At 59.3% G+C, this 26,777-nt stretch carries 27 protein-coding genes and 1 other RNA gene; 16 read left to right on the top strand and 12 right to left on the bottom strand.

The annotated features are described in order from the left end of the window. Positions 1-124 precede the first annotated feature (124 nt). The 3 genes from ppiD to ACMGGK_RS18555 all read left to right on the top strand — a co-directional run bounded on the left by ppiD (position 125) and on the right by ACMGGK_RS18555 (position 3,089). Positions 125-2,008, top strand: a complete 1,884-nt coding sequence (gene ppiD, locus ACMGGK_RS18565) for a peptidylprolyl isomerase (RefSeq protein ID WP_016928857.1) — start codon at positions 125-127, stop codon at positions 2,006-2,008. 138 nt (positions 2,009-2,146) lie between these two features. Then, positions 2,147-2,521 carry a ComEA family DNA-binding protein gene (locus ACMGGK_RS18560; RefSeq protein WP_016928856.1) on the top strand — a complete coding sequence of 125 codons (375 nt, stop codon included), beginning with the start codon at positions 2,147-2,149 and terminating at the stop codon, positions 2,519-2,521. Between the two features lie 154 nt (positions 2,522-2,675). Then, positions 2,676-3,089 carry an acyl-CoA thioesterase gene (locus ACMGGK_RS18555; protein ID WP_004940344.1) on the top strand — a complete coding sequence of 138 codons (414 nt, stop codon included), beginning with the start codon at positions 2,676-2,678 and terminating at the stop codon, positions 3,087-3,089. Between the two features lie 36 nt (positions 3,090-3,125). Here the strand turns inward: ACMGGK_RS18555 and queC are convergent, their stop codons facing one another. After that, positions 3,126-3,824 (bottom strand): 7-cyano-7-deazaguanine synthase QueC, encoded by a 699-nt coding sequence (gene queC, locus ACMGGK_RS18550; protein ID WP_143778571.1) that lies wholly within the window; start codon positions 3,822-3,824, stop codon positions 3,126-3,128. Between the two features lie 115 nt (positions 3,825-3,939). Then, positions 3,940-5,655, bottom strand: coding sequence for an SgrR family transcriptional regulator (locus ACMGGK_RS18545; protein WP_176063605.1), 1,716 nt, complete (start codon positions 5,653-5,655; stop codon positions 3,940-3,942). Between the two features lie 104 nt (positions 5,656-5,759). Between ACMGGK_RS18545 and cof the strand changes: the two genes are divergently transcribed. After that, a complete protein-coding gene (gene cof / locus ACMGGK_RS18540) occupies positions 5,760-6,584 on the top strand; it encodes an HMP-PP phosphatase (protein WP_049299678.1) in 825 nt (274 codons plus the stop codon). A 60-nt stretch (positions 6,585-6,644) separates the two neighbouring features. Here cof and ACMGGK_RS18535 read toward each other — a convergent pair whose 3' ends face one another. Next, a complete protein-coding gene (locus ACMGGK_RS18535; RefSeq protein ID WP_049299677.1) occupies positions 6,645-7,685 on the bottom strand; it encodes a PLP-dependent cysteine synthase family protein in 1,041 nt (346 codons plus the stop codon). 122 nt (positions 7,686-7,807) lie between these two features. Here ACMGGK_RS18535 and ACMGGK_RS18530 point away from each other — a divergent pair, with 122 nt between their 5' ends. From ACMGGK_RS18530 to amtB, 5 genes are all read left to right on the top strand, one after another. Continuing rightward, positions 7,808-8,269: an Lrp/AsnC family transcriptional regulator gene (locus tag ACMGGK_RS18530; RefSeq protein ID WP_004940330.1), complete on the top strand. Its 462-nt coding sequence runs from the start codon at positions 7,808-7,810 to the stop codon at positions 8,267-8,269. 92 nt (positions 8,270-8,361) lie between these two features. Then, a complete protein-coding gene (smdA, locus tag ACMGGK_RS18525) occupies positions 8,362-10,137 on the top strand; it encodes a multidrug efflux ABC transporter permease/ATP-binding subunit SmdA (protein ID WP_016928851.1) in 1,776 nt (591 codons plus the stop codon). After that, positions 10,130-11,908, top strand: a complete 1,779-nt coding sequence (smdB, locus tag ACMGGK_RS18520; RefSeq protein ID WP_016928850.1) for a multidrug efflux ABC transporter permease/ATP-binding subunit SmdB — start codon at positions 10,130-10,132, stop codon at positions 11,906-11,908. Before smdA ends, smdB begins: the two co-directional genes overlap by 8 nt. 278 nt (positions 11,909-12,186) lie before the next feature. Beyond that, positions 12,187-12,525: a P-II family nitrogen regulator gene (gene glnK, locus ACMGGK_RS18515; RefSeq protein WP_049299676.1), complete on the top strand. Its 339-nt coding sequence runs from the start codon at positions 12,187-12,189 to the stop codon at positions 12,523-12,525. A 35-nt stretch (positions 12,526-12,560) separates the two neighbouring features. Beyond that, the gene (amtB, locus tag ACMGGK_RS18510) at positions 12,561-13,847 is read left to right on the top strand and encodes an ammonium transporter AmtB (RefSeq protein ID WP_049299675.1); all 1,287 of its coding nucleotides are present in this window, start codon (positions 12,561-12,563) and stop codon (positions 13,845-13,847) included. Positions 13,848-13,937: 90 nt separating this feature from the next. Here the strand turns inward: amtB and tesB are convergent, their stop codons facing one another. Further along, a complete protein-coding gene (gene tesB / locus ACMGGK_RS18505; protein WP_420277116.1) occupies positions 13,938-14,801 on the bottom strand; it encodes an acyl-CoA thioesterase II in 864 nt (287 codons plus the stop codon). Positions 14,802-15,031: 230 nt separating this feature from the next. Here tesB and ACMGGK_RS18500 point away from each other — a divergent pair, with 230 nt between their 5' ends. Further along, the gene (locus ACMGGK_RS18500) at positions 15,032-15,523 is read left to right on the top strand and encodes a YbaY family lipoprotein (RefSeq protein WP_016928846.1); all 492 of its coding nucleotides are present in this window, start codon (positions 15,032-15,034) and stop codon (positions 15,521-15,523) included. 64 nt (positions 15,524-15,587) lie between these two features. Here ACMGGK_RS18500 and ACMGGK_RS18495 read toward each other — a convergent pair whose 3' ends face one another. Continuing rightward, positions 15,588-15,902, bottom strand: coding sequence for an MGMT family protein (locus ACMGGK_RS18495; RefSeq protein ID WP_004940317.1), 315 nt, complete (start codon positions 15,900-15,902; stop codon positions 15,588-15,590). Positions 15,903-16,058: 156 nt separating this feature from the next. On the opposite strand from ACMGGK_RS18495, the gene ffs reads away from it, so the two are divergent. After that, an RNA gene (gene ffs / locus ACMGGK_RS18490) (signal recognition particle sRNA small type) lies at positions 16,059-16,155 on the top strand. A gap of 329 nt (positions 16,156-16,484) precedes the next feature. Here ffs and ACMGGK_RS18485 read toward each other — a convergent pair. The 3 genes from ACMGGK_RS18485 to ACMGGK_RS18475 form a co-directional block, all read right to left on the bottom strand. After that, positions 16,485-16,688 carry an HHA domain-containing protein gene (locus ACMGGK_RS18485; protein WP_004940313.1) on the bottom strand — a complete coding sequence of 68 codons (204 nt, stop codon included), beginning with the start codon at positions 16,686-16,688 and terminating at the stop codon, positions 16,485-16,487. Between the two features lie 49 nt (positions 16,689-16,737). Further along, complete coding sequence (gene tomB, locus ACMGGK_RS18480) at positions 16,738-17,106, bottom strand: Hha toxicity modulator TomB (RefSeq protein ID WP_004940312.1); 369 nt, start codon at positions 17,104-17,106, stop codon at positions 16,738-16,740. A gap of 158 nt (positions 17,107-17,264) precedes the next feature. Beyond that, positions 17,265-17,618, bottom strand: coding sequence for a hypothetical protein (locus ACMGGK_RS18475; RefSeq protein ID WP_016928845.1), 354 nt, complete (start codon positions 17,616-17,618; stop codon positions 17,265-17,267). Between the two features lie 404 nt (positions 17,619-18,022). Here ACMGGK_RS18475 and ACMGGK_RS18470 point away from each other — a divergent pair, with 404 nt between their 5' ends. Genes ACMGGK_RS18470 through ACMGGK_RS18460 form a run of 3 tightly spaced genes read left to right on the top strand, consistent with a single transcriptional unit; the run spans position 18,023 to position 20,494 of the window. Beyond that, positions 18,023-18,736, top strand: a complete 714-nt coding sequence (locus ACMGGK_RS18470) for a metal ABC transporter ATP-binding protein (protein WP_049299731.1) — start codon at positions 18,023-18,025, stop codon at positions 18,734-18,736. Next, positions 18,733-19,590 carry a metal ABC transporter permease gene (locus ACMGGK_RS18465; RefSeq protein WP_004940309.1) on the top strand — a complete coding sequence of 286 codons (858 nt, stop codon included), beginning with the start codon at positions 18,733-18,735 and terminating at the stop codon, positions 19,588-19,590. The genes ACMGGK_RS18470 and ACMGGK_RS18465 overlap by 4 nt, the downstream gene beginning before the upstream one ends. 25 nt (positions 19,591-19,615) lie before the next feature. Beyond that, positions 19,616-20,494 (top strand): metal ABC transporter substrate-binding protein, encoded by an 879-nt coding sequence (locus ACMGGK_RS18460; RefSeq protein WP_420277115.1) that lies wholly within the window; start codon positions 19,616-19,618, stop codon positions 20,492-20,494. Positions 20,495-20,601: 107 nt separating this feature from the next. Here the strand turns inward: ACMGGK_RS18460 and ykgO are convergent, their stop codons facing one another. The 4 genes from ykgO to sdeX form a co-directional block, all read right to left on the bottom strand. Then, positions 20,602-20,742 carry a type B 50S ribosomal protein L36 gene (ykgO, locus tag ACMGGK_RS18455; RefSeq protein ID WP_004940304.1) on the bottom strand — a complete coding sequence of 47 codons (141 nt, stop codon included), beginning with the start codon at positions 20,740-20,742 and terminating at the stop codon, positions 20,602-20,604. A 12-nt stretch (positions 20,743-20,754) separates the two neighbouring features. Continuing rightward, positions 20,755-21,009 (bottom strand): type B 50S ribosomal protein L31, encoded by a 255-nt coding sequence (locus ACMGGK_RS18450; RefSeq protein WP_004940303.1) that lies wholly within the window; start codon positions 21,007-21,009, stop codon positions 20,755-20,757. 186 nt (positions 21,010-21,195) lie between these two features. After that, positions 21,196-24,342, bottom strand: coding sequence for a multidrug efflux RND transporter permease subunit SdeY (sdeY, locus tag ACMGGK_RS18445; RefSeq protein WP_420277114.1), 3,147 nt, complete (start codon positions 24,340-24,342; stop codon positions 21,196-21,198). 17 nt (positions 24,343-24,359) lie between these two features. Continuing rightward, positions 24,360-25,547, bottom strand: a complete 1,188-nt coding sequence (gene sdeX, locus ACMGGK_RS18440; RefSeq protein ID WP_004940290.1) for a multidrug efflux RND transporter periplasmic adaptor subunit SdeX — start codon at positions 25,545-25,547, stop codon at positions 24,360-24,362. Between the two features lie 142 nt (positions 25,548-25,689). Here sdeX and acrR point away from each other — a divergent pair, with 142 nt between their 5' ends. Further along, positions 25,690-26,373, top strand: coding sequence for a multidrug efflux transporter transcriptional repressor AcrR (acrR, locus tag ACMGGK_RS18435; RefSeq protein WP_042705619.1), 684 nt, complete (start codon positions 25,690-25,692; stop codon positions 26,371-26,373). 11 nt (positions 26,374-26,384) lie between these two features. Continuing rightward, positions 26,385-26,738, top strand: a complete 354-nt coding sequence (locus ACMGGK_RS18430; RefSeq protein ID WP_016928839.1) for a DsrE/DsrF/TusD sulfur relay family protein — start codon at positions 26,385-26,387, stop codon at positions 26,736-26,738. Positions 26,739-26,777 lie beyond the last annotated feature (39 nt).

Raw genomic sequence — 26,777 nt, 5'->3', positions numbered from 1 at the left:
GCAGCGGTGCTGGTAAGGTAAGATACAAGGCGCATCGGACTGATGCGCTTTTTTTATTTTTGTCGCAGGGAACGCGCCTGCGCAAGGGTTGTTAATCCACATCACAGCGGAGTGTTGTCACACTATGATGGACAATTTACGCGCGGCTGCCAATCACGTCGTGCTCAAAATCATCCTGGCCCTGATCATCCTGTCATTCGTTCTGACCGGGGTGGGTAACTACCTGATCGGCGGCTCCGGCGATTATGCTGCGAAAGTAAATGGTCAGACGATCGAACGCGCTCAGCTGGAACAGGCTTTCCAAAGCGAGCGCAGCCGCATGCAGCAGCAGCTGGGTGACCAGTTCTCTGCGCTGGCCGGCAACGAAGGCTACATGCAGCAGATGCGCCGTCAGGTGTTGTCCCAGTTGATCGACAACATGCTGCTCGACCAGTACGCCAAAAAGCTGGGCCTGGCGGTCAGCGACGATCAGATCAAGGACGCCATCCGCAAGGCGCCTTACTTCCAGACCAACGGCCAGTTCGATAACGCCAAATATCTCGATCTGATCGGCCGCATGGGTTACACCGCCGACAACTTCGCGCAGTCGATGCGTCAGCAGTTGGTCAATCAGCAGGTGATCCAGGCCTTCGGCGAGTCCGGTTTCGTGCTGCCGTCTGAATCGCAAGCCATGGCGGCGCTGGTGCTGCAGGAGCGCGACGTGCGCCTGGCGACCATCGATTTGAAAGCGCTGCAGGCGAAACAAAGCGCCGGCGACGACGAACTGAAGGCGTATTACGATCAGAACAAGAACAGCTTCATCGCCCCGGAGCAGGTGAAGGTGAGCTATATCCCGCTGGACGCCGCGTCCATGCAGGACAAGGTGAAAGTGAGCGAAGAGGACATCAGCGCTTACTACGACCAGCACAAGAGCAGCTACGGCCAGCCTGAGCGTAAAAACTACAGCGTGATCCAGTTGAAAACCGAGGCGGAAGCCAACGCGGCGCTGGACGAGCTGAAGAAGGGCGCCGATTTCGCCACGCTGGCGAAAGAGAAATCCACCGACATCATCTCGCGCCGCACCGGCGGCGAACTGGGGTGGCTGGAGCCGGAAACCACCGCCGATGAGCTGAAGCAGGCTAACCTGACCGAGAAAGGGCAGCTGTCCGGCGTGGTGAAATCCTCTGTCGGCTTCCTGATCGTGCGTTTGAACGACATCGAACCTGAGAAACTGAAACCGCTGAGCGACGTGCATGACGCTATCGCCAAGCAGGTGCAGCAGGAGAAAGCGGTAGACGCGTATTACGCGCTGCAGCAGAAGGTGAGCGAAGCGGCGACCAGCGACAACGAATCTCTGGCCTCGGCTGAAGAAGCGGCCGGCGTGAAAGCGGCGCAAAGCGACTGGTTCACCCGTGACAACATTCCTGCCGCGCTGAACTTCAAGCCGGTGGTGCAGGCGATCTTCGACGGCTCGCTGATCGGCGAGAACGGCGCGCCGGGCAGCAACTCCGACGTGATCACCGTAGACGGCGACCGCGCCTTCGTGGTGCGCGTGAGCGGCCACAAGCCGGAAGGCATCGAACCGTTCGACCAGGTAAAAGACCGCGTGGCGGAACTGGTGAAACGCAACAAGGCGCTGCAGGCAGCGAAGCTGCAGGGCGAGAAGCTGTTGGTTGAGCTGAAGCAGGGCAAGGGCGACGAAGCGATGAAAGCCGCCGGCCTGAGCTTTGGCGCCGTGCAGAAGATGGCGCGCGCGCCGGAAGACAGCCAACTGGTGGAGAGCGTGTTCGCGCTGCCGCACCCGCAGGACGGCAAACCGGTGTACGGCATGTCGCAGGATCGCCAGGACAACGTGGTGCTGATTGCGCTTGATGCGGTGAAGCCGGGCACGCTGCCGGAAGACGAAATGAAAACCTTCGTCGGCAAGATGGAAGAGGGCGCGACCGGCGTCTCCTTCGATTCGCTGCTGGCGAGCCTGCGTAAAGAAGCCAAGATCAAAATGGGCGCCGCTGAGCAACAGCCTCAGTAATCGCCGCATTTTTCTGCAACGCAGTGCAACAAACAAAGGCCGCTTTCGCGGCCTTTTCCATATCTGACATCCGTCGATTGCTGAATATCCGCCGCCGCGGCAAGGTAGCCGTGCTGTCACACACAAGGAGGATACAGCATGCAATATTCAGAGAAAAAAGCGTTTTTCGGTTACCGTCGTCACGTTAACGCCGCGCTGACCGCGCTGTTGTTATGCCTGGCCGGGCCGGCCGCCGCGGTGGAAAAAAACGAGGCGCCCATGCTCTCAACACCGGTGGGCAATGGCGGGCAATCGGTGATGACCAAGGCAACCGAAGAGGCGGCGGTCAGCATCAATCAGGCCACTGCCGAACAGCTGGCCGCCGCCTTGAGCGGCGTCGGTCTGAAGAAGGCGGAAGGCATCGTGCGCTATCGCGAACAGAACGGGCCGTTCACCCAGGTTGAGCAGTTGCAGGAGGTGCCGGGCATCGGGCCGGCGCTGTTTGAGAAGAACCGCACCCGGCTGAAAATGTGATCCCGGTCGCGGCTGCGTGGCAAAAGGCCGCTGAGGCCGTGACTCCTCTGCTACATTTTACAGGTCTTACCAGTTTGGCGCGTTGACCAAACGGGCGAGGGAGCCAGCGTGGCTCCCTCTTTCTGTAATCACCAGGCAGGAGCGATCGTTCCCTATGCAAACCTTTATCAAAGTTCGCGGTTATCACCTTGATGTTTACCAGCACGTTAACAACGCCCGCTATCTGGAGTTTCTGGAAGAGGCGCGTTGGGAGTGGTTGGAGAACGAAGCCGGGTTCCGCTGGATGACGGAAAACAACATCGCTTTCATCGTGGTGAACATCAATATCAATTACCGCAGCCCGGCGGTATTGGGGGATAAGCTGCGTATCGACAGCCAGATGGTGCAGCTCAACGGCAAGAGCGGGGTGCTGAGCCAAAAGGTGACGCAGGATCCGGCGGGGACGCCGGTGGCAGACGCGCTGCTGACTTTCGTGTGCGTCGATCTGAAAACGCAGCGGGCGCTGCCGATCGAAGGCGAATTGCGCGAGCACCTGGAGGCGCTCACGCTGAAGGATAATCCGCAGTAAGCTCACGGGCGGCAGAGGCTGCCGCCGTCACTGCCCTCAGGCCAGGCCGGCTTTCTGTTTCAACGCCGCCATCACTTCTGCCTGGTTGGCCCGGTACTGCGTCAGGCCATTGGCGCGCAGGTTGCAGGCGGCGCACTCGCCGCAGCCGTCACCCTTGATGCCGTTGTAGCAGGTCAGCGTATCCTGGCGTACGCGATCCAGCTGGTGGTAATAATCCGCCAGCGCCCAGGTCTCGGCCTTGTTCAGCCACATCAGCGGCGTTTCGAAGCGGATATCGCGGGCGATACCCAGCGTCACCGCCCTGTTCAGCGCTTTAACGAACTCGTCGCGGCAATCCGGGTAGCCGGAGAAATCGGTTTCACACACGCCGGTGATCACCGCTTCCGCTTCGACCTGGTAGGCGTAGATCGCCGCCAGCGTCAGGAACAGGATGTTGCGGCCCGGCACGAAGGTGCTCGGCAGCGCATTTTTCTGGTTGGGATCGTAGGCGGGAACCGGAATATTGTCGCGCGTCAGGCTGCTGACGGCCAGCTCATTGAGCAGCGTCACGTCCAGCACCTTGTGCGCCTTGGCGCCGAGGGCTACCGACAGCGCTTGAGCCACTTCAATCTCGGCGCGATGGCGCTGGCCGTAATCGAACGTGACGCAGTGAACTTCGTCATACTGTTGCAATGCCTGGATCAAGCAGGTCGTGGAGTCTTGTCCACCGCTGAAAACGACAACCGCGCGCTTCATAAAATCACCTTTTTGGGCTTTGGCCTCTCCCGATACACATTCGGGCGGCAGGATAAAAATTGCGTTGCGGCGACAATAGTAGCAGAAAGGGCCGCCAGGCGCAGGGCGGTTCGGCTCAGGCCGGTGCGTCATCCACCGGCGGCGGCAGCCACGCCTGGCAAAAATCGAACCAGCCGTGCGCGGTCAGCGTCACGCCATGCATGCGCGGCGGTGCGCTGATCTGATACTGGTAGTGAAACAGCGGCGTGATAATGGCAGCGGCCATCAGCTGTTGATAATAGGCCTGCAGTTGTTCGAAGCGCGGTTGCTGCGCCTGCAGCTGCTGGATCTGCCGCAGCATATCCTGTTGCTGCTGCCAGCGGCTTTCCGTGAGGATGCCGCGCCACAGCGTATCCTGCCGCAGCCAACTCTCCAGCGTCGCCTCCGGCGCTTCGCCGATCAGGTTGTCCGCCAGCAGCAGATCGGCCTGGGCGATCTGTTCCTCGCTTTGCCAGCGCTTGCCGGCGTAGTAGCGCACTTCCAGCTCGCAGCCGTGCTGCGCGAGCAACCGCTGTAGCGCTGCCGTCACCGTTTCCAGCTCGACCGGCGGCCGATACAGCAGCGTCAGCCGGGCGGGCAGGGCGACGTCCTCTTCGACCTGTTGGTGCGGGATGCGCCAGCCGGGCAGCATTTCATGGCTGGGGGTGATCACGCTGTTGGGGATCGGCAGATGGTTCAGCAGGCCGGACTGCTGGATCAGCATCAGCAGCTTTTGCCCTTGGGCTTCGCTCAGCACGCCGTGGCGCAGGTTCAGCGCCAAATAACACCAGCCCAGGCTCATGCTGCGCTGCACCGGCCGGGCCTGCGCCAAATCGTCTTGCTGGCCTATGGTGATGCGTACCGGATGCTGGCAGCTGGCGTCGGCGCCGGCGGTAGGTAAATCGGGGGTGATCCAGTATTCGATGGTGTCCAGATACGGATGCTGCAGATGATAACCGGCGTGCTGTTCCAGCCGCACCAGCTGCGGCTCATTCAGTGTCAGCTTGAACGGGCCGGCGCCGATGGCCGGCAGCTCCGGGTGCGTCATCAGGCAGGGCAGCTCCGCCAGCCGGTGGGCCAGCCAGTAGTCCGGCAAGTGCAGATCGAACTGAATGCACAGCGGATGCGGCAGGCTGATGCGCGCGACGTTAGTCAGGCTCGGTTGGCTGCGCGGATGGCGCTGCAGTTTTTCCAGCGTTTGCAGCAGCTGGTGGCCGGTCAACAGTTCGCCGTTGTGCCAGCGTAGCTGGCTGCGCAGAAAGAAGCGCCAGCGCAGGCCGCGATCGCTAATCTGCCAATGGTGCGCCAGATCGGGCTGCGGTTCCGGGTTACCGGTCATCAGGCGCGTCAGTCCGGCGTGCAGGGTCGACACCAGATGTTGTTCGGCGCGGCCGGTCAGCGTGAGCGGGTCGAGCGCCTCCAGCGTGCGGTAATAGGGAATGCGCAGCGTCGGGCTGCCGGCCTGCCATTGTCCGCCGAGGTGCGGGCTGAGCAGATCCTGCAGGTGCTGCGGATCGAGCTGCGCCATCTCCAGCGCCCCCTGATGATTGCCCTGTTGCAACAGCTGCTGCAACAGCTGTGCGCGCAGTTCATCCGGGGTTTTCAGGCAGTGCAGGCGAGCGCGTTTGCCGCGGCCGGGCTGCGAATGCCAGCTCAGCCAGCCTTGATCCTGCAGCTGTTGCACCAACGTGCGGGCATGGCGTTCGCTGCAGTAGAACATCGCCGCCAGCTCGCCGATGGTCACGGCGACCGGCGCGCTGCCGAGCTGATGGTACAGGCGTTGATATTGGCTGAGACGGTGAACCAGGCGCATGGGCAGAAATCCGGAACAGTTTTCTCAAATTGTTCACTATTACTTCCGCAAATGCCATCCCATACTGCAGTGATTGTAATCGCGTTCACATTCAAGAGGTCTTTATGTATCGCCTGGCAGCTTTCGATATGGACGGCACGCTGTTGATGCCGGATCACCGGGTTGGTCCGGAAACGCTGGCGGTGCTGAACCAGCTGGTGGAGCGGGAGATGGTGGTGACGTTCGCCACCGGGCGGCACTACCTCGATGCGCAACCGATCATGGCGCAACTGGGGCTGCACGGTTACCTGATCACCGGCAACGGCACGCGGGTATATGACAACCGCGGCCAACAGCTGCACGCCACCGACCTGCCGGCGGAGATTGCCGAAGAGGTGCTGCATCATCATTGGCGCACCCGCGCCAGCATGCATGTATTCCGCGACGAAGGTTGGCTGACCGAGTTTCCCGTGCCGGAAGAGATGCTGCGGGCGCACCACCTGAGCGGCTTTCGTTTTCAACTGGCCGATGTGCGCCGTCTGCCGGCGTTCGGCAACAGCAAGGTGTGCTTTGTCGCGCCGCATGAAGAGTTGCTGGCGTTGCAGGTGCAGCTGCGGGCGCAGTTGGGCGACGAGGCAGACCTGTGCTTTTCCGCCTACGACTGTCTGGAGGTGCTGCCGCTCGGTTGCAACAAAGGCACGGCGCTGGAGCGGCTGAGCCGTCATCTGGGGCTGACGATGGCCGACTGCATGGCGTTCGGCGACGCGATGAACGACAAAGAGATGCTGGGAGCGGTGGGGCACGGCGTGGTGATGGGCAACGCCCTGCCGCAGCTGAAATCCCTGCTGCCGCAGCTACCGGTTATCGGCCATTGCCAACAACAGGCGGTGGCCCACTATTTACAACATTGGCTGCGTTCACCTTGCCTCACCTATTCCCCCGAAGAATGAGGTTCTCCTTACAGCCGGCCGGGTATGACTACCCGGCTTTTTTTTACCCGAAGCCTGGCGTTACAAATCCGCCAGCTGCGCGAGATACGGCTGCAGATCGCCGATGTTGTTGCTGACCCATTCCGGGTTGTAATAGGTATCCAGATAACGCTCGCCGCTGTCGCACAGCAGGGTGACGATCGCCCCTTGCTCGCCGTTTTCCCGCATCTGCTTCGCCAACTGCAGCGCACCCCAAACGTTGGTGCCGGTAGAGGCGCCAACCTTGCGGCCCAGCACGCCTTCCAGCCAGTGAATGGTGGCGACGCTGGCGGCATCCGGCACGCGCAGCATGTTGTCGACCACCGCCGGGATGAACGACGGCTCGGCGCGCGGGCGGCCGATGCCTTCGATACGGCTGCCGCAGCTGCCGATCAGGGTGCGATCGCCATGGTGGAAGCAGTCATAGAACACCGAGTTTTCCGGATCGACCACCGTCAATTGGGTGTCGTGCCCCTGATAGCGGATATAGCGCCCCAGCGTGGCGGAGGTGCCGCCGGTGCCGGCGCTCATCACGATGTGTTTCGGCACCGGGAAGGGTTCGCGCGCCATCTGGCGGAAGATGCTGTCGGCGATGTTGTTGTTGCCGCGCCAGTCGGTGGCGCGCTCGGCGTAGGTGAACTGATCCATATAGTGGCCGTTCAGCTCTTTCGCCAGCTGTTCGGAGGCGGCGTAGATCTGGGCGGCGTGATCGACGAAGTGACAGCGGCCGCCATAGAAGGCGATCTGCTCCACCTTGCGGCGCGCGGTGCAGGACGGCATCACCGCGATGAACGGCAGGCCGATCAGACGGGCGAAGTAGGCTTCGGACACCGCGGTGCTGCCCGAAGAGGCCTCGATGATGGTGGTGTTCTCGGTGATCCAGCCGTTGCACAGGCCATAAAGGAACAGCGAGCGCGCCAGGCGGTGTTTCAGGCTGCCGGTCGGGTGGGTGCTCTCATCTTTCAGGTACAGGCAGATGCCGGGAAACGCCGGCAGGTTCAGGCGAATCAGATGCGTATCGGCGGAGCGCTGAAAATCCGCTTCTATTTCACCGATAGCATATTTTACCCAAGAGTTTGTCATGATTTGGCCTCAGAATAGGGGGCTGGTTTATGGCGTAGCATAGCCTGTCGGCGGGAAAAAAGGATTGCCATTTTCCCTGTTTAATCGCCTAATGAGAGAAAATTTTTCTCCTGGTGGCCGCTATGTTAGATAAAACAGACCGTAAGCTGCTGTGCATGCTGCAGCAAGATTGCACACAGTCGCTGCAGGCGCTGGCCGATGCGGTCAATTTGACCTCGACGCCGTGCTGGAAACGGCTGAAGCGCCTGGAGGACGAGGGCTATATTCGCGGCCGAGTGGCCTTGCTGGATAATGAAAAGCTCGGCCTGGGGTTGACGGCGTTCGTGCTGATCAAGACCCAGCAGCACAGCAGCGAGTGGTATCAGGCGTTTGTGCAGTTGACCAGCCAAATGCCCGAGGTGCTGGCGTTCTACCGGATGGCGGGGGAGTACGACTACCTGATGCAGGTCGAAGTGGCGGACATGAAAAGCTACGACGGCTTTTATAAGCGCCTGGTGAACGGCGTACCGGGCCTTATTGACGTCACCTCGAGCTTTGCCATGGAAAAAATCAAATACACCACCGCGCTGCCGGTGCCGGAGTGAAAAGTTCACCGGACGGGCGGCTCAACGATGGTATCCTGCTCTGCTGAAGCAGAAAAAGAGACAAATCCCATAAAATCCTGGAATCAAACTGCGTGAGATTATTTGCACAAATCGGCTGGTACTTCCGCCGGGAGTGGCGCCGCTACCTCGGGGCGGTGGTGCTGCTGATCGTCATCGCCATCCTGCAACTGTTGCCGCCTAAGCTGGTCGGCATCATCGTGGACGGCGTCACCGAAAAACAGATGTCCACCGGCGTGCTGATGGCCTGGCTCGGGCTGATGATCGGCACCGCGATCGTCGTTTACCTGCTGCGCTATGTGTGGCGGGTATTGCTGTTCGGCGCCTCCTACCAGCTGGCGGTCGAACTGCGCGAAAACTTTTACCGCCAGCTCAGCCGACAAAACCCGGCGTTCTACCTGCGCCACCGCACCGGCGACCTGATGGCGCGCGCCACCAACGATGTGGATCGCGTGGTGTTCGCCGCCGGTGAAGGCGTGCTGACGTTGGTGGATTCGCTGGTGATGGGGGTGGTGGTGCTGGTGGTGATGAGCACCCAAATCAGCTGGCAGCTGACGGTGTTGGCGTTAATCCCGATGCCGCTGATGGCGATCGCCATCAAATATTACGGCGACCAGCTGCACCAGCGCTTTAAATCGGCGCAGGCGGCGTTTTCCAGCCTGAACGATCAGGCGCAGGAAAGCATGACCAGCATACGCATGATCAAGGCCTTTGGGCTGGAAGATCACCAATCGAACCGCTTCGCCGATGTCGCGGCGCAGACCGGGGCCAAGAACATGCACGTGGCGCGTGTGGATGCGCGCTTCGATCCGACCATTTATATCGCCATCGGCGCGTCTAACCTGTTGGCCATCGGCGGCGGCAGCTGGATGGTGGTGAACGGTTCACTGACGCTCGGGCAACTGACCAGCTTTGTGATGTACCTCGGCCTGATGATCTGGCCGATGCTGGCGCTGGCCTGGATGTTCAATATCGTCGAGCGCGGCAGCGCGGCCTACAGCCGCATCCGCAGCCTGCTCGATGAGGCGCCGGCGGTGCAGGATGGCCCGCAGGCGTTGCCGGCCGGGCGCGGCGTGCTGGACGTGGATATTCGCGCGTTCCACTACCCGGACAACCCACATCCGGCGCTGCATGACGTGGCGCTGACGTTGAAGCCGGGGCAGATGCTGGGGCTGTGCGGGCCGACCGGGGCCGGTAAGTCGACATTACTGTCGCTGATCCAGCGCCAGTTCGACGTCGACCAAGGGCAGATCCGCTATCACGGCCTGCCGTTGCCGCAGGTCAAACTCGACGACTGGCGTTCGCGGCTGTCGGTGGTGAGCCAAACGCCGTTCCTGTTCTCCGATACCGTGGCGAACAACATCGCGCTGGGCCATCCGGGGGCGACGCAGGCGCAGATCGAACAGGCGGCGCGGTTGGCCAGCGTCCATGAGGACATTCTGCGGCTGCCGCAGGGCTATGACACCGAGGTGGGCGAACGCGGCGTGATGCTGTCGGGCGGGCAGAAACAGCGCATCTCTATTGCACGAGCGCTGCTGCTGGATGCGGAAATCCTGATCCTCGACGATGCGCTGTCGGCGGTGGATGGCCGTACCGAACACCAGATCCTGCACAACCTGCGCAGCTGGGGGCAAGATCGCACGGTGATCATCAGCGCGCACCGGCTGTCGGCATTGACCGAAGCCAGCGAGATCCTGGTGATGCAGCACGGCGGCGTGGCGCAGCGCGGCGATCCGGCGGCGCTGGCGGCGCAGCCGGGCTGGTATCGCGATATGTACCGTTATCAGCAGTTGGAAGCGGCGCTGGACGAAGCGCCGGAAAACGGCGAGGAGGCGTTGGCCGATGAATAAAGTGCAAAAGCTGTGGCCGACGCTGAAGCGGCTGCTGGCCTACGGCTCGCCGTACCGCAAACCGCTGGGGCTGGCGGTGCTGATGCTGTGGATCGCGGCGGCGGCGGAAGTCGCCGGGCCGATCCTGGTGAGCTATTTTATCGATAATTACGTCGCCAAAGGGCAACTGCCGCTGATGATCGTCGGCGGGCTGGCGGCGGCCTACATTCTGCTGGAGCTGCTGGCGGCGGCGCTGCACTACTTCCAGGCGCTGCTGTTCAACCAGGCGGCGGTGGGGGTGGTGCAGCGGCTGCGCACTGACGTGATGGACGCCGCGCTGCGCCAGCCGCTCAGCGCCTTCGACACGCAACCGGTCGGGCAATTGATCTCGCGCGTTACCAACGACACCGAAGTGATCAAGGATCTGTACGTGATGGTGGTCTCCACGGTGCTGAAAAGCGCCGCGCTGATCGGCGCCATGCTGGTGGCGATGTTCAGCCTCGACTGGCGCATGGCGCTGGTGGCCATCTGCATCTTCCCTGCGGTGTTCGTGGTGATGGGCATCTATCAATATTACAGCACGCCGATCGTGCGCCGGGTGCGCAGTTATCTGGCGGACATCAACGACGGCTTTAACGAAGTGATCAACGGCATGGGCGTGATCCAGCAATTCCGCCAGCAGGTGCGCTTCGGCGAGCGCATGAGCGCCGCCAGCCAGTCGCACTATCTCGCGCGCATGCAGACCCTGCGGCTCGACGGTTTCCTGCTGCGGCCGCTGCTCAGCCTGTTTTCGGCGCTGGTGCTGTGCGGTTTGCTGATGTTGTTCGGCTTCAGCGGCGAAGGCGTGATTGGCGTCGGCGTGCTCTATGCCTTCATCAACTACCTGGGGCGTTTGAACGAACCGTTGATCGAGCTGACGTCACAACAGTCGATCCTGCAGCAGGCGGTGGTGGCCGGCGAACGTATTTTCGAACTGATGGATCGCAGCCAGCAGAGCTACGGCGCCGACGATAGTCCATTGGCCGGCGGCCGTATCGACATCACCGATCTGAGCTTCGCTTACCGCGCGGATAAAAAGGTGCTGCAGCATATTTCGCTGTCGGTGCCGTCGCGCGGCTTCGTGGCGCTGGTCGGGCACACCGGCAGCGGCAAGAGCACCTTGGCTAACCTGCTGATGGGTTATTACCCGGTCAGCGAGGGGGAAGTGCGTCTCGATGGCCGCCCGATCTCCAGCTTGTCGCACCGCACGCTGCGCCAGGGCGTAGCGATGGTGCAGCAGGATCCGGTGGTGATCGCCGATTCGGTGCTGGCCAACGTCACATTGGGGCGCAATATCGAGGAAGACGCCGTTTGGCGGGCGCTGGAAACGGTGCAGCTGGCGGATCTGGTGCGCGGCTTCCCGCAGGGTATCCACACCCGCCTGGGAGAGCAGGGCAATAACCTGTCGGTCGGGCAGAAACAGCTGCTGGCGATGGCGCGGGTCTTGGTGCAGGCGCCGCAAATCCTGATCCTCGACGAGGCGACCGCCAATATCGACTCGGGCACCGAACAGGCTATCCAGCGCGCGCTGCGTGCGATCCGCGAGCACACCACGCTGGTGGTGATCGCCCACCGGCTGTCGACCATCGTCGATGCCGATTCCATTTTGGTGCTGCATCGCGGCCAGGCGGTGGAGCAGGGCAACCATCAGCAGCTGCTGGCGCAGCAGGGGCGTTACTACCAGATGTACCAGCTGCAGTTGGCGGGCGAACAACTGGCGGAAGCGGTGCGCGAGGAGAGCCAACCCGCCTGAACATGGGCCGCGCTCGCGGCCCTTCTTTCTTTCCAACGCACCATAAGCAGGCAAACCATCTGGGCCACGCCCCCTTTCTGCACTTTTTCGACGCGATGTGCACCAAATCGGTGCGCATTATTTAACCTATCCAAGGTATTGGTGCCGTGCTGCCTCGCGGCTGCGCCCGCGTGCCCGCTAATCCGCTGAATCGCCCTGCAAAATTAAATTTGGCACAGCCCTTGCTACATATGACGCGTACCAGGGGTGAGTTTGGGCTTAATTCGTGGAGGGGCAATATGAAGCTGGTGACCGTGGTAATCAAACCGTTCAAGCTGGAGGACGTGCGCGAGGCCTTGTCCTCCGTGGGCATTCAGGGGTTGACCGTAACCGAAGTGAAGGGCTTTGGCCGCCAGAAGGGGCACGCCGAGCTGTATCGCGGCGCCGAATATAACGTCAACTTCCTGCCCAAGGTCAAAATCGATATCGCCATCGCCGACGATCAGTTGGATGAAGTGGTTGAGGTGATTAGCAAAGCCGCCTACACCGGCAAAATCGGCGACGGCAAAATTTTCGTTGCCGAATTGCAACGCGTGATCCGCATTCGCACCGGCGAAACCGACGAATCGGCACTGTAACCGCGAACTCAGTTAAGTGATGGGGATGATTGATAATGAAAAGACTGTTATCCATGTTGGGCCTGAGTTCGGTAACCCTGGTTCCTTCTTTGGCCCTGGCCGCCCCGGCGGTCGCCGATAAGGCCGACAACGCCTTTATGATGATTTGCACCGCGTTGGTGCTGTTCATGACGCTGCCGGGCATCGCGCTGTTTTACGGCGGTCTGCTGCGCGGTAAAAACGTGCTGTCGATGCTGACGCAGGTCACCGTCACCTTCGCGTTGGTCTGCGTGCTGTGGGTGCTGTATGGCTACAGCCTGGCGTTCAGCGAAGGCAATGCGGTGTTCGGCGGATTCGAGACGGCGATGCTGAAAGGCATCGGCATCGACAGCGTCACCGGCAGCATCAGCCAGATGATCCACGTCGCTTTCCAGGCCTCCTTCGCCTGTATCACCGTGGCGTTGGTGGTGGGCGGCTTCGCCGAACGCATTCGTTTCTCGGCGGTGCTGATCTTCGCGATCCTGTGGTTCACGCTGTCTTATCTGCCGATCGCGCACATGGTGTGGGGCGGAGGCTACCTGGCCGCCGACGGCGCATTGGACTTCGCCGGCGGCACCGTGGTGCACATCAACGCCGCCAGCGCCGGGTTGATCGGCGCCTACCTGATTGGCAAACGCGCCGGCTTCGGTAAAGAGGCCTTCAAACCGCACAACCTGCCGATGGTGTTTACCGGGGCGTCCATCCTGTATATCGGCTGGTTCGGCTTCAATGCCGGTTCCGCCAGTGCGGCCAACGGCATTGCGGCCTTGGCATTCCTCAATACCGTGGTTGCCACTGCGGGCGCCATTCTCTCCTGGACCTTCGCCGAGTGGATGCTGCGCGGCAAGCCTTCATTGCTGGGCGCCTGCTCCGGCATGATCGCCGGGCTGGTTGCAGTGACGCCGGCGGCGGGCACCGTGGGGGTGGGCGGGGCGTTGATCATCGGCCTGGTGGGCGGCGTCGCTGGCCTGTGGGGCGTCGTGACGCTGAAAAAATGGCTGAAAGTGGACGACACCTGTGACGTGTTTGGTGTGCACGGGGTGTGCGGCATCGTCGGCTGCCTGTTGACCGGGGTGTTCACCGCCTCTTCACTGGGCGGCACCGGTTACGCCGAAGGGGTGACGATGGGCCATCAGGTCTGGATCCAACTGGTGAGCGTGCTGATCACGCTGGTGTGGTCGAGCGTCGCCGCCTTTATCGCCTTCAAGATCGCGGGCGCCATGGTTGGATTGAGAGTGCCGGAGGAGCAGGAACGCGAGGGGCTGGACGTCAACAGCCACGGCGAGAGCGCCTACAACCAGTAAGGCTCAAAGCAGGGCAGTGCGCTAAAGACTAAAATAATGATGAAGCCAAAAGGGGCGATGGAAACATCGCCCCTTTCTTTATGCTGCGGATCAGGCGTCGCGTTGGCGAATCACCCCTTCCTGCACGGTGGTGGCGACCAGTACGCCGTCGCGGGTATAAATCTGGCCGCGCACAAAGCCCCGTGCGCCGGAGGCGGAGGAGCTCTCCACCGCGTACAGCAGCCAGTCATCCATGCGGAACGGGCGGTGGAACCACATTGAGTGGTCAATGGTGGCCACCTGCATGCCCGGCTCGAGGAAACCGACGCCGTGCGGCTGCAGCGCCGTCGGCAGGAAATTAAAGTCCGACGCGTAGCCCAGCAGATATTGGTGGATGCGCTGATCGTCCGGCATGCTGCCGTTGGCGCGGAACCACACATAGCGATGCGGTTCTTCCACGCTGCCTTTCAGCGGGTTATGGAATTTCACCGGGCGCATTTCGATCGGCTTCTGGCCGATAAATTTTTCGCGCACTTTTTCCGGCAGCATATGCGCCAGCTTCTGGGCGATCTCTGATTCAGACAGCAGCCCTTCCGGCGGCGGCACGTCCGGCATCAGGTTCTGATGCTCGTACCCCGTTTCCGGACTTTGGAAGGAGGCGGTCATATAGAAGATAGGTTTGCCGTGCTGGATGGCGCTGACGCGGCGCGCGCTGAAGCTGTTGCCGTCGCGCAGGGTTTCCACGTCGTAAACGATAGGTTTGCTGCTGTCGCCCGGGCGCAGGAAGTAGCTGTGGAACGAATGCACGCTGCGCTCGTCCGGCACCGTCTGTTTGGCTGCGTACAACGCCTGGCCGACCACCTGCCCGCCGAACACCTGGCGCAGCCCCAGATCTTCACTCTGACCGCGGAACAATCCTTCTTCGATTTTCTCCAGATCCAGCAGATCGAGGAGGTTTTGCAATGCCTGGCTCATAAAGTTGTTACCTTTCTAATAATCATTTTGCGCAGTGTGCGGAATATCACGGCGCGGCGTCAACATTTTGCGTTAAGGGCCGATGAGAATGCTCTTAATCATGGACGCCTTGGGCTGTTTAAGTGATTAATAGACGGGGTAAAGTGGATTTATCAGTGTTTTGTGCTAGGTTTAATAGGTGAGGTGGTGAAAGCCACCAACATGTTGATAATAAAAAAGGAGACCGATCCATGAAACTCTGGCAAATCGTAGGCGGTGCCGCGGCACTGACGATCACGCTGGCAGGATGCGCGCAAAAGAGTGCCGATGTGCCTACACAGGCGGCCGGTAACCCGGCGGCTGCGCAAACGCAGATTCAGGGCCCGGCGGTGACAGGTTCGGTTAATATACGTCAGCGCATTGCGCTGCCGCCGGACGCCGTACTGACGGTCACCCTCTCTGACGCTTCGCTGGCAGATGCGCCGTCCAAAGTGATTGCACAGCGCGCGGTACGTACTGAAGGGCAGCAGGCGCCATTCAGCTTTACGCTGCCGTACAACCCGTCCGACATCCAACCGAATGCGCGCATCATTCTGAGCGCGGCGGTGACGGTCAACGGGCGCCTGATGTTCATTACCGACACCATCCAGGAAGTGGTTAACCGCAACGGCACCCGCGCCGATCTGCTGCTGGTTCCGGTTCAGGGTGTGCCGATTCAGGCTGCGCCAACCGCCATGCAGTAAACTTACTGCGGTGCAGCAAGATGAAATCAACAGCCTTTGCGCTTCGGCCAAAGGCTGTTTTGTTTTACCAGCGCCAGCCGTAGCGTTCGAAATCGACCGTGCTGTGCGGGCCGAAAATTATCCCCTCCGCCAGCAGTGCCTGCCGTTGCCGTTGAAAATCCTCCCCCTGCTGCGAGATCTGTCCGTGCCGGTTGATCACCCGGTGCCAGGGCAGCGTGCTGCCTTCGGGCAAACGCCGCAGCACGCCGCCAACCTGACGCGCGGCGCGCGGCGAGCCGGCCAGCCGGGCGACTTCACCGTAAGTGGTGACTTTGCCGAACGGGATGGCGGCCACGATATGGAAAACCCGCTGGCTGAAAGAGGCGTCTTCTGGTTGCATATTGCTGTTCCTGCACGAGTCAAAACCCAGGCGAAGAGTGTGCCACAGCGCAGGTGGGTAAGAAAACAGCGGTTGGCCCCGGTTGGCTTGCTATTTGGTGGGGCATCGCCGATAATGCCCACCGCTTCAGAGTACAGAAGCCGTCAATGGGGGCCCTGTTGGTTCTCCCGCAACACTAACTTGTGAACTCGGTCAGGTCCGGAAGGAAGCAGCCGCAGCAGGTGACGTGTGTGCCGGGATGTAGCTGGCAGGGTCCCCACCCATTTGGGCTTCGCCAATCCGCGCTTTTGTCACCTCTCTTCCACGTATCTATTATCCATTTCTGTCATCAGGCAGAGCGACACGCATTTCTTTTCTTCCCGCCCTCAATTCTTTTGGATAATGAATTAGCGGTGCTGGGGGCAGGCATAGTGAGGCGGGCGATGAGGTAACCTGTCTCGATAAAAAAAGAAAATTGTTTCCGGAAATATTATTATCGAAAGAGGGAACGTAAATGAAGTTTTACTGTCAATAGGAAAAGTACGTATTTAACTTGAACATTGAGGCCGATAAAAGCATCGGCTCAACGCGTTGGGGGGCTGATTATCTGACATATTTCCAAACGGAGGTGGGGATTTTGTCATACAGTTTGTTCATGGTGAGCTCTGCCAGACGGTGATCGGCCGCTGAGTAAAACAGCTCCAGTTCATCATCGGAAAGCTCGTACTTATTTTTCTCAATAACACGTTCGAGAGTATCAATCGTGGTGCATTTACGTAAACGCATCAGATAGTCGGTTTTAGTCATGGTGGCCTTTAGTTTAATAACCGTAAAATAGCTTGGGAATAATTATCCCCTAAGTTTTCATTGTCGTACAGATGTCCTCTCCTGAGAACATTCTGAATAATCTCGCCTTGGTTTTTTGCCAGCGGCGCAGGTCGGAATCATTGATACCATAGCTGCTGAACAGCGTATAGGTATCGTCGAGATATTCTTCGACTAACTCCGACAGGTCAGATTCGTCCATGTATTTAATTTTATAACTCATCACAAACGAAGCGATATGTTCGATCAACTCATTAAGCTGCAGGTTGACGGAGGACGTCGGATCGTTGACCCACCCATGATGACTGTCTCCCAGGGTAGCGATACCTTCATCATACAAATTTTCGCACAAGAATTTGAGCTGAGCAATGTCGTGCCGCTTAGGCGAATACTCATCCATATCATCCCCTCCGTAAGTCTTAATTGCGGTGTGATAACACTATGTGAGTAAGCTGATTTACATCATGAACGGAGGCAGCTTAACGGTGGTTAAATAAACTTCCCGTAAAATGAATATAAATCATTTTTTCGCGTTTGGCCTGTAGTTATTACGTAAACTTACAATTCATCCGCAGTTGATGGGCGTGAGTTATCAATGATGTCGAAGATTAAACCCCGTGACGTCACTTGAAACCGGACGCTGTCGTTGATGATATCTTCGCTGTTGATATCCAGGCAGGCATTAAAAATGCCCCACTTATAACGATAACTCATTGAATAATCGCCGCCACCTTGCTGCACTATATCAAGTATTTCTAATGAATCTTCGGCATAGCGTGCGCTTTCAGAATAAAAGCTGAGTCCGCTGGTCAGCGCCGGCACTAACTCCGCGCTATTGTCATTAATCACTTTCTTTAATTTTTTAACAGAAAGTGCGTTGACTTCCAGGTTACAGGCAAGGGTAACAAGCATTAATCTCGGCCAACAACAATGTTATCTGCTTATCTTACTCCTTTTCCACCCTCGTCGGTAAATTTTTCGATTTACCGCTGTTCTTTACCTTACGCCAACATTCCAACCGAATGGAAATAGCCCTGAGTTTTGTAAGGGGGACAGGGGAAGATCCGCTGTGCGAGGGATTGTTACGTTCCGTTGCATTATTGTCGCGCCATAGCTTGAGATACGGTAGTTGTTGTGATGTTATATTATAACCATTAACCCGTCATTTTGGTCACCACATTGATTCCCACTTCGCAACATGGCGCCGCGCCGTCACTGAATTCGTTGTTCACCACCTCCGCTGCCGCGCGTTGTGCGGGTGCCGCTGTGCTGCTGGCTCTGCTGTGGCTCGGCATCTTTTGGGCGGTATCGCTGCCATGATCACCCTGCGTCAGTTGGTGCTGGGCTATGGCACCACGCCGCTTTTTCCGCCGCTGAGCGGGCAGTTTACCGCCGGCTCGTTGACCGCGGTGGTGGGCGTCAATGGGGCCGGAAAATCGACATTGCTGAAAACGCTCGCCGGTTTGCTGCCGCCGATGAGCGGCAGCCTGAATTTTAGCGGCGGAAAGCCGCCGCGCAGAGCTTATTTGCCGCAGCAGGCGGAATTGGATCGGCAATTCCCGATCGCGGTGAGCGATCTGGTGGCGATGGGCTGTTGGCCGCAAAGCGGCATGTTCGGAGGCATGAACAAGCGTGCGGCGAGCCAGGTCAATGAGGCGTTGGCGAGCGTTGGCATGAGCGCGCTGGTGCGCAACCCGGTGGGCGAGCTGTCCGGCGGTCAGCTGCAGCGGGTGTTGTTTGCGCGCCTGCTGGTCCAACAAGCGCCGCTGATTTTGCTGGATGAACCTTTCACCGGTATCGACAGCGCCACCACGCAGATCCTGCTGCAGGCGATCGCGCAACTGCACCGGCAGGGGAAAACGGTGATTGCCGTGCTGCACGATATGTCGATGGTCGCCGAGCATTTTCCGCAGGCGCTGTTGCTGACGCCGCAGGCTTGCCACTGGGGCGCGGCCGAGCAAGTGCTGGAGCAGGTGCCGAGGCATCACGCCGCCGAACGGCTGCCGGATCTGCGGGCGGTGGCGCCATGATGCTGTTGCATGGGCTTATCGATCCTTTTCTCTCTTTCGGTTTTATGCGTCGCGCGCTGATGGCTTGCCTGGCGTTGTCGCTCAGCGCCGCCCCGCTGGGCGTGTTTCTGCTGCTGCGCCGCATGAGCCTGGTCGGGGATGCCTTGTCCCACGCGGTGTTGCCGGGCGCGGCGATCGGCTATCTGATCTCCGGCATGTCGCTGGTGGCGATGGGCGTAGGCGGCTTTATCGCCGGGCTGGCGGTGGCGATGTTGTCCGGCCTGGTGAGCCGCCGCACGCCGCTGAAAGAGGACGCCAGCTTCGCCGGATTCTATCTGGGCTCACTGGCGCTGGGGGTCACGCTGGTCTCGCTGCGCGGTTCCAGCGTGGATCTGCTGCACGTGTTGTTCGGTTCGATCCTGGCGGTGGATGCGCAGGCGATGCTGATGGTCGGTGCGATCGCCTCGGTTTCGCTGCTGGCGCTGGCGGCGCTGTACCGCGCGCTGGTGATCGAATCCTTCGACGTCACTTTCCTGCGCGTTAACGCGCCGCGCCGGTTGGCGCTGATCCACGGCCTGTTTTTGGCGCTGGTGGTGGTCAATCTGGTGGCGGGATTCCAGATCCTCGGCACCCTGATGTCGGTTGGGTTAATGATGTTGCCCGCCGCCAGCGCGCGCTTCTGGGCGCGCAATCTGCCGCAGACGCTGGCGACGGCGATGGGCATCGGCGCGCTTTCCAGTCTGATTGGGCTGGTGTGGTCCTATCACGCTTCGCTGCCCGCCGGCCCGGCGATCGTGCTCAGCGCCAGCATCCTCTTTTTTGTCTCAATCCTGTTTGGAACGCGCGGAGGCATTTACGCCTTTGCGCGCCGTTGAGAAGTGCCATTTGCAAGGAGAAAGTATGAAACGTTTACCTATATCGCTGGCGGTTGCTGCTCTGCTGGCCAGCCCATTGGCGATGGCGAAGACCGTCGACGCCGTCGCCAGCTTTTCCATTCTGGGAGATATCGTCAAGCAGGTGGGCGGCGATCACGTCAAGGTCAGCACGCTGGTGGGGCCGGATGGCGATCCGCACAGTTTCGAGCCTTCGCCGCAGGACGGCAAGAAGCTGGCTCAGGCTGATGTGGTCTTCGTCAGCGGCCTGGGGCTGGAAGGGTGGATCGATCGCCTGGTCAGCGCTTCGGGTTATAAAGGGCAGGTGATCACCGCTTCACAGGGCATCAACACCCGCCAGATGGAAGAGGATGGCAAACAGATTACCGATCCTCACGCCTGGAACAGCATGAAAAACGGCGTGCAGTACGCCACCAACGTGATGAACGCCCTGATCGCCGCCGATCCTGAGGATGCCAACTATTTTCGCCAGCGCGGCGCCGACTACATTCAGCAGCTGCAAAAGTTGGATCTGTGGGCCAAAACCCAGTTCGCCGCAGTGCCGCCGCAGAAACGTAAGGTGCTGACCAGCCATGATGCTTTTGGCTACTTTGGGCAAGAGTATGGCGTCACCTTCCTTGCCCCGGTCGGATTTTCCACCGAAGCGGAAGCCAGCGCCAGCGACGTGGCGAACCTGATTAAGCAGATTAAACAGGAGAAGGTTAACGCTTACTTTATCGAAAACCAGACCGATCCGCGGCTGGTGAAACAGATTGCCGCCGCCACCGGCGCCAAGGCGGGCGGCGAGCTGTACCCTGAAGCGCTCTCCCGCGCCGGCGGCCCGGCGGCCACCTATGAGCAGGCGTTCAAACACAATGTCGACACGCTGCTGAGCAGCATGAAGTAATCTCTGCCCCCCGCCCGCGGGTGGGGGACAGCTTGCAGGCACTTTCTCGCCATAAAAAAAGCCCCGTTGAGCAGCAACGGGGCTTTGCGACAGATGACACTTGGGAGTTAACGCTTTTTCTTACGTCCCTGTACCGCTTTGAATCGCGGATTGCTTTTACAGATCACATAGATGCGGCCACGACGACGCACGACTTTGCAATCCGGGTGGCGGTTTTTCGCCGAACGCAATGAACTCAATACCTGCATGGGGTTTCCTTGTTACTTATTGCCGATAAAGCGGCCAAAGCGCTGCTGGAAGCGCGCCGTGCTGCCTTCTTTGGAATAGTCTTTCTGCTTGCCGGTGTAATACGGATGCGAAGCGGAAGAGACGTCGAGGGTGACATACGGCCAGCTTTCGCCGTCCAGTTCGATAGTGCGATCGGTTTTGATGGTCGATCCCACTTTGAAGTAGGCATTGGCGCTGACGTCGTGGAACACCACGGTGCGGTAATCGGGGTGGATGCCGGGTTTCATAACAGCCCTCTCGTGTAATGTTATACTATAACAATAATTATGCGCTGACCTGGCATCGCGATCAAGCGCAAATTGCACACAAAAGTGAATTAATGAGAATGGTTTGCATTAAGTAACTGAAACAAAATAAAAAGGCCGCATGCGCGGCCTTTTCGATTATCAGGTGGAGCTCACGTCACTGAGCGATCAGTGGTGCTCTACCGGATGGCTGTGTTCCAGGTCTTCGTTCTTCTTGCTGAAGCGGCGGCGAACCACCACGAAGAACACCGGTACGAAGAAGATCGCCAAGACGGTAGCGGTGATCATCCCGCCCATTACGCCGGTACCAACCGCGTTCTGTGCGCCGGAGCCCGCACCGCTGCTGATAACCAGCGGCAGAACCCCGAGGATGAAGGCCAGGGACGTCATCAGGATTGGACGCAGACGCATACGCACCGCTTCCAATGTCGCTTCGATCAGGCCTTTGCCTTCTTTTTCCATCAGGTCTTTGGCGAACTCCACGATCAGGATGGCGTTCTTCGCCGATAGACCGATGGTGGTCAGCAGCCCCACCTGGAAGTACACGTCGTTGTTCATGCCGCGCATCGTCGCGGCCAACAACGCACCGATAACCCCCAGCGGCAATACCAGCATGACCGAGAACGGCACGGACCAGCTTTCATACAGCGCCGCCAGACACAGGAACACCACCAGAATCGAGATGGCGTACAGCGCCGGCGCCTGGTTGCCCGACAGACGTTCCTGATAGGACATGCCGGTCCAGTCGTAACCGATGCCGCTTGGCAGTTTGGACGCCAGTTGCTCCATCAGGTTCATCGCTTCACCGGTACTCTTGCCCGGTGCGGCCTGGCCAAGAATTTCCATCGACGGCAAGCCGTTATAGCGTTCCAGACGCGGTGAGCCGTATTCCCATTTCGCCGAAGAGAAGGCGGAGAATGGCACCATCTGGCCGCTGGTACCGCGCACGTACCACTTGTTGATGTCTTCCGGCAGCATGCGGAACGGCGCTTCGGCCTGTACGTACACCTTCTTCACACGACCGCGGTCGATGAAGTCGTTGACGTACGAACCACCCAGTGCAGTGCTCAGCGTGCTGTTGATGGTGGTGATGCTCACGCCCAGCGCCTTGGCTTTCTCCTGATCGACGATCAGTTTGAACTGCGGCGTATCTTCCAGGCCGTTCGGGCGCACGCCCACCAGCACGTCCGGATGCTGAGCAACCATGCCCAACAGCTGGTTACGCGCTTCGGTCAGTTTTTCGTGCCCCAGGCCGCCCTGGTCAATCAGCTCGAAGTCGAAGCCGGTTGCGGTACCGAGTTCGATGATCGCCGGCAGGTTGAACGGGAACACCAGGCCTTCTTTAATCTGCGAGAAGGCGCCCATGGCGCGACCCGCGATCGCTTCTACCTTGTTCCCGGCCCCTGGGCGCTCGCCCCAGTCTTTCAGGCTGACGAATGCCAGGCCGTTGTTCTGGCCGTTACCGTTGAAGCCGAAGCCCGCGACGGTAAACACCGAAACCACGTTGTCCTTTTCCTTGTTCAGGAAGTAGTCGGAGACTTCTTCCAGCACTTTGTTGGTGCGGGACTCGGTGGCACCGGCAGGCAACTGCACCATGGTCAACAGGATGCCCTGATCTTCGTCCGGCAGGAACGAGGAAGGCAGGCGCAGGAACAGCAGGCCCATGCCAACCACGATCAGCAGGTAGATGATCAGATAGCGGCCGGTGCTGCGCAGGATGTTGCCCACGCTGTCGGTATAGTGATGCGTGCTCTTCTCGAACATGCGGTTAAACCAGCCGAAGAAGCCTGTTTTAACCCCGTGATCGCCTTTCGGGATCGGTTTGAGCATGGTGGCGCACAGCGCCGGCGTCAGGATCAAGGCCACCAGCACCGACAGCGCCATCGCGGACACGATGGTGATCGAGAACTGGCGATAGATGGCGCCGGTTGAGCCGCCAAAGAACGCCATCGGCACGAATACCGCCGACAGCACCATGGCGATGCCCACCAGCGCGCCCTGGATCTGGCCCATCGATTTACGGGTGGCTTCTTTCGGCGGCAGCCCCTCTTCGGACATGACGCGCTCGACGTTTTCCACCACCACGATGGCGTCATCCACCAGCAGGCCGATCGCCAACACCATGCCGAACATCGTCAGGGTGTTTATCGAGAAGCCGAACGCCGCGAGTATCGCAAAGGTCCCCAGCAGTACTACCGGCACCGCGATGGTTGGGATCAGCGTCGCGCGGAAGTTCTGCAGGAACAGATACATCACCAGGAACACCAGGATGATGGCTTCGAGCAGCGTTTTCACCACTTCGTTGATGGAGATTTTAACGAACGGGGTGGTGTCGTACGGATAAACCACTTTCATCCCTTGCGGGAAGAATGGCGCCATCTTGGCCAGCTCGTCTTTCACACCTTTGGCGGTGTTCAAGGCGTTGGCGCCGGTTGCCAGTTTGATACCCAGGCCGGCGGCAGGCTTGCCGTTATAACGCGCGGTAACGGCATAGCTTTCCGCGCCGCGCTCGATGTGAGCGACGTCGCGCAGGCGCACCTGGGAACCGTCGGTATTCACCTTCAGCAGGATCTTGCCGAACTCTTCCGGCGAAGTCAGACGGGTCTGCGCGATGATCGAGGCGTTCAACTGCTGCCCCGGCACCGGCGGCAGGCCGCCCAGCTGGCCTGCGGCGATCTGGTTGTTCTGCTCGGTGATGGCGGAGGTCACGTCCGTGGTCGTCAGCTGGTAGTTGTTCAGCTTGTTCGGATCCAGCCAGATACGCATCGCGTACTGGGCACCGAACAGCTGCACCTCGCCCACGCCGGACGAACGGCTGATCGGATCCTTGATGTTGGACGCCACGTAGTCCGCAATATCGTCCTGCGTCATGTTCGGATCGTCGGAAACGAAGCCGGCCACCATCAGGAAGCTGCTGCTGGATTTTTCTACTTTCAGGCCCTGTTGCTGAACTTCTTGCGGCAGCAATGGGGTGGCCAACGACAGTTTGTTCTGAACCTGAACCTGCGCGATGTCAGGATCGGTGCCGGAATCAAACGTCAGGGTAATGGTGACGCTACCAGAGGAATCACTGGTGGAGGACATGTACATCAGGTTATCGATACCGTTCATGTTCTGTTCGATAATCTGCGTGACGGTATCCTGCACCGTTTTGGCATCTGCGCCCGGGTAGGTGGCGGAAATACTCACCGCCGGCGGTGCAATAGTGGGATACTGCGCGATCGGCAGTTTCATTATTGCAAGCACCCCCGCCAACATGACGATGATGGCGATTACCCAGGCGAAAATTGGGCGGTCTATAAAGAACTTAGCCATGTATTACAGGCTCCTTTTTATGACTTCTGCGCTTCAGACTGCGGCTGTTTTTGCGCCTGAGTGTCAACTTCCTGCACCTTTACCTGCGCGCCTGGATGCACTTTCATCAGGCCGGAGACGATCACGCGATCGCCGGCTTTCAGGCCATCGGTAACCAGCCATTTGTCGCCAATCGCCTGATCCGCCTTCAGCGTGCGCAGCTCAACTTTATCGTCTGCACCGACCACTAACGCCGTCGCTTCACCACGCGGGTTGCGGGTGACGCCTTGCTGCGGCACCAGCAGCGCATCGCTGCGCACGCCTTCGTCCAGACGGGCGCGCACGAACATGCCAGGCAACAGCGTATCGTTCGGGTTAGGGAACAGGGCGCGAATGGTAATGGAACCGGTGGTCTCATCGACGGTGACGTCAGAGAATTCCAGCGTGCCTTCCTGCGCATATTCGGTGCCGTTTTCCAGCATCAGTTTCACCTTGGCCTTGCCGTTTTCCTGCTTCAGCGCGCCGCTGGCCAGTTCTTGCTTCAGGCGCAGGAAGTCGGTGCTCGACTGGGTGACGTCGACATACATCGGATCCAACTGCTGCACGGTGGACAGGGCGGTCGCCTGGCCGTTGCTGACCAGCGCGCCTTCGGTCACGGCGGATTTGCCGATGCGGCCGGAGATCGGGGAGGTCACTTTGGTGTACGCCAGATTAATGCGCGCGGTTTCGACGGCGGCCTTGGCGGCCACGACGGCGGCATCCGCTTGCTGCAGCGTGGAGACGGCGTTGTCGTAGTCCTGCTTACTGATATAGCTGGTACCCAGCAATGGCTTGTAGCGGTTTACCGTCACGCGTGCGATGGAAGCGCTGGCCTGTGCTTTGGCCAAATCGCCTTTCGCGCTGTCGTAGCTGGCTTGATAGGTTGCGGGATCGATTTGGTACAGAGACGTCCCGGCCTTGATATCGCTACCTTCGACGAAGTTGCGCTTCAGGATGATGCCGCTGACCTGAGGGCGAACTTCGGCGATACGATACGCAGCGGTGCGGCCAGGAAGATCGGTAGTGATGTTGAGAGGCTCGGCCTTCAAGGTGACTACGCCCACTTCAGGTGCCTGTTGTTGGGCACCTTGCTGTTGGGTTTCTTTATCGTTACATCCTGTTAGCACTAAGCTGCCTGAAAGCATCAGAACGGCCGCCAGAGGCGTTAACCCTCTGTTTTTGTTCATAGAAAAACCTCAAGTGTCCGATTTCAAAATGATCAATGGATCACAAGCTTTAAAACCCATTGCTGCGTTAATTATATGTGCGTGCTATGGTACATACATTCGCGAATGTATGTAAATCACACTCCCCCTAAATAACAATGCCATGGCACGAAAAACCAAACAGCAGGCGCAAGAAACCCGACAGCAAATCCTCGATGCTGCGGTGAGAGAGTTCTCTGAACGTGGCGTTGCTGCAACGTCACTGACAGATATTGCCACCGCTGCTGGGGTTACGCGTGGAGCCATTTACTGGCACTTCAAGAATAAGGTAGACCTGTTTAATGAAGTTTGGGAATCTACCGAGCCGAAAATTGACCAGCTCGAAACAGAGTATCAGGCAAAGTTTCCCGATAATCCACTGCGGGTTATCCGAGAAATTCTGATTTACATTCTGACGTCTACGGTTGAAGACGGCCGCAGGCGGGCGTTGATGGAAATTATATTCCACAAATGCGAGTTTGTCGGTGAAATGATGCCGCTGCTGGATTCGCGCAAGGTGCTGTACCTCGCCGGTTACGAACGCATCGAGGCGGTGCTGTGCAACTGCATTCACCACGGGCAATTGCCGGCCGATCTGCACACTCGTCGCGCGGCGATCATCCTGCGCGGTTATATCACCGGCCTGCTGGAAAACTGGCTGTTTATGCCGGAAAGTTTCGATTTGCGGGCTGAAGCCGAAGCGCTGGTGGATGCGTTTTTGGAGATGCTGCAGTTTTGCCCCACCTTGCGCCTCAAATCCGATATGCCGACGGCAGCACCGTCCAACGCCGGCTCCCTGCCTTTATAAGGAGAGATTTCATGTCATCAGTCGTTCTCATCGCCAATGGCGCCGCCTATGGCCACGAATCCTTGTTCAATGCGCTGCGGTTGGCCATCGCCATGAAAGAGCAGCAGAGCGATCTCGATCTGCGGCTGTTTCTGATGTCCGATGCGGTGGTGGCCGGGTTGGCCGGGCAGCAGCCGCACGAGGGGTACCACCTGCAGCAGATGCTGGAAATCCTCACCGCGCAGCAGGTGCCGGTCAAGCTGTGCAAGACCTGCGCCGACGCGCGCGGCGTCAGCCGCTTGCCGCTGGCGGACGGCGTGGCGATCGGCACCTTGGTCGAGCTGGCGCAGTGGACGCTGGCGGCGGAGAAAGTGCTGACTTTCTGATTTCACGACAATGGGACATCACCGGCAACGCTTTTGTTG

It is taken from the genome of Serratia sp. BNK-33-b, assembly GCF_048684565.1.
Taxonomy (GTDB): Bacteria; Pseudomonadota; Gammaproteobacteria; order Enterobacterales; family Enterobacteriaceae; genus Serratia; species Serratia marcescens.
Note: the sequence above shows the minus strand (reverse complement) of the source record. Positions and strands in the feature narration are given on the sequence as shown.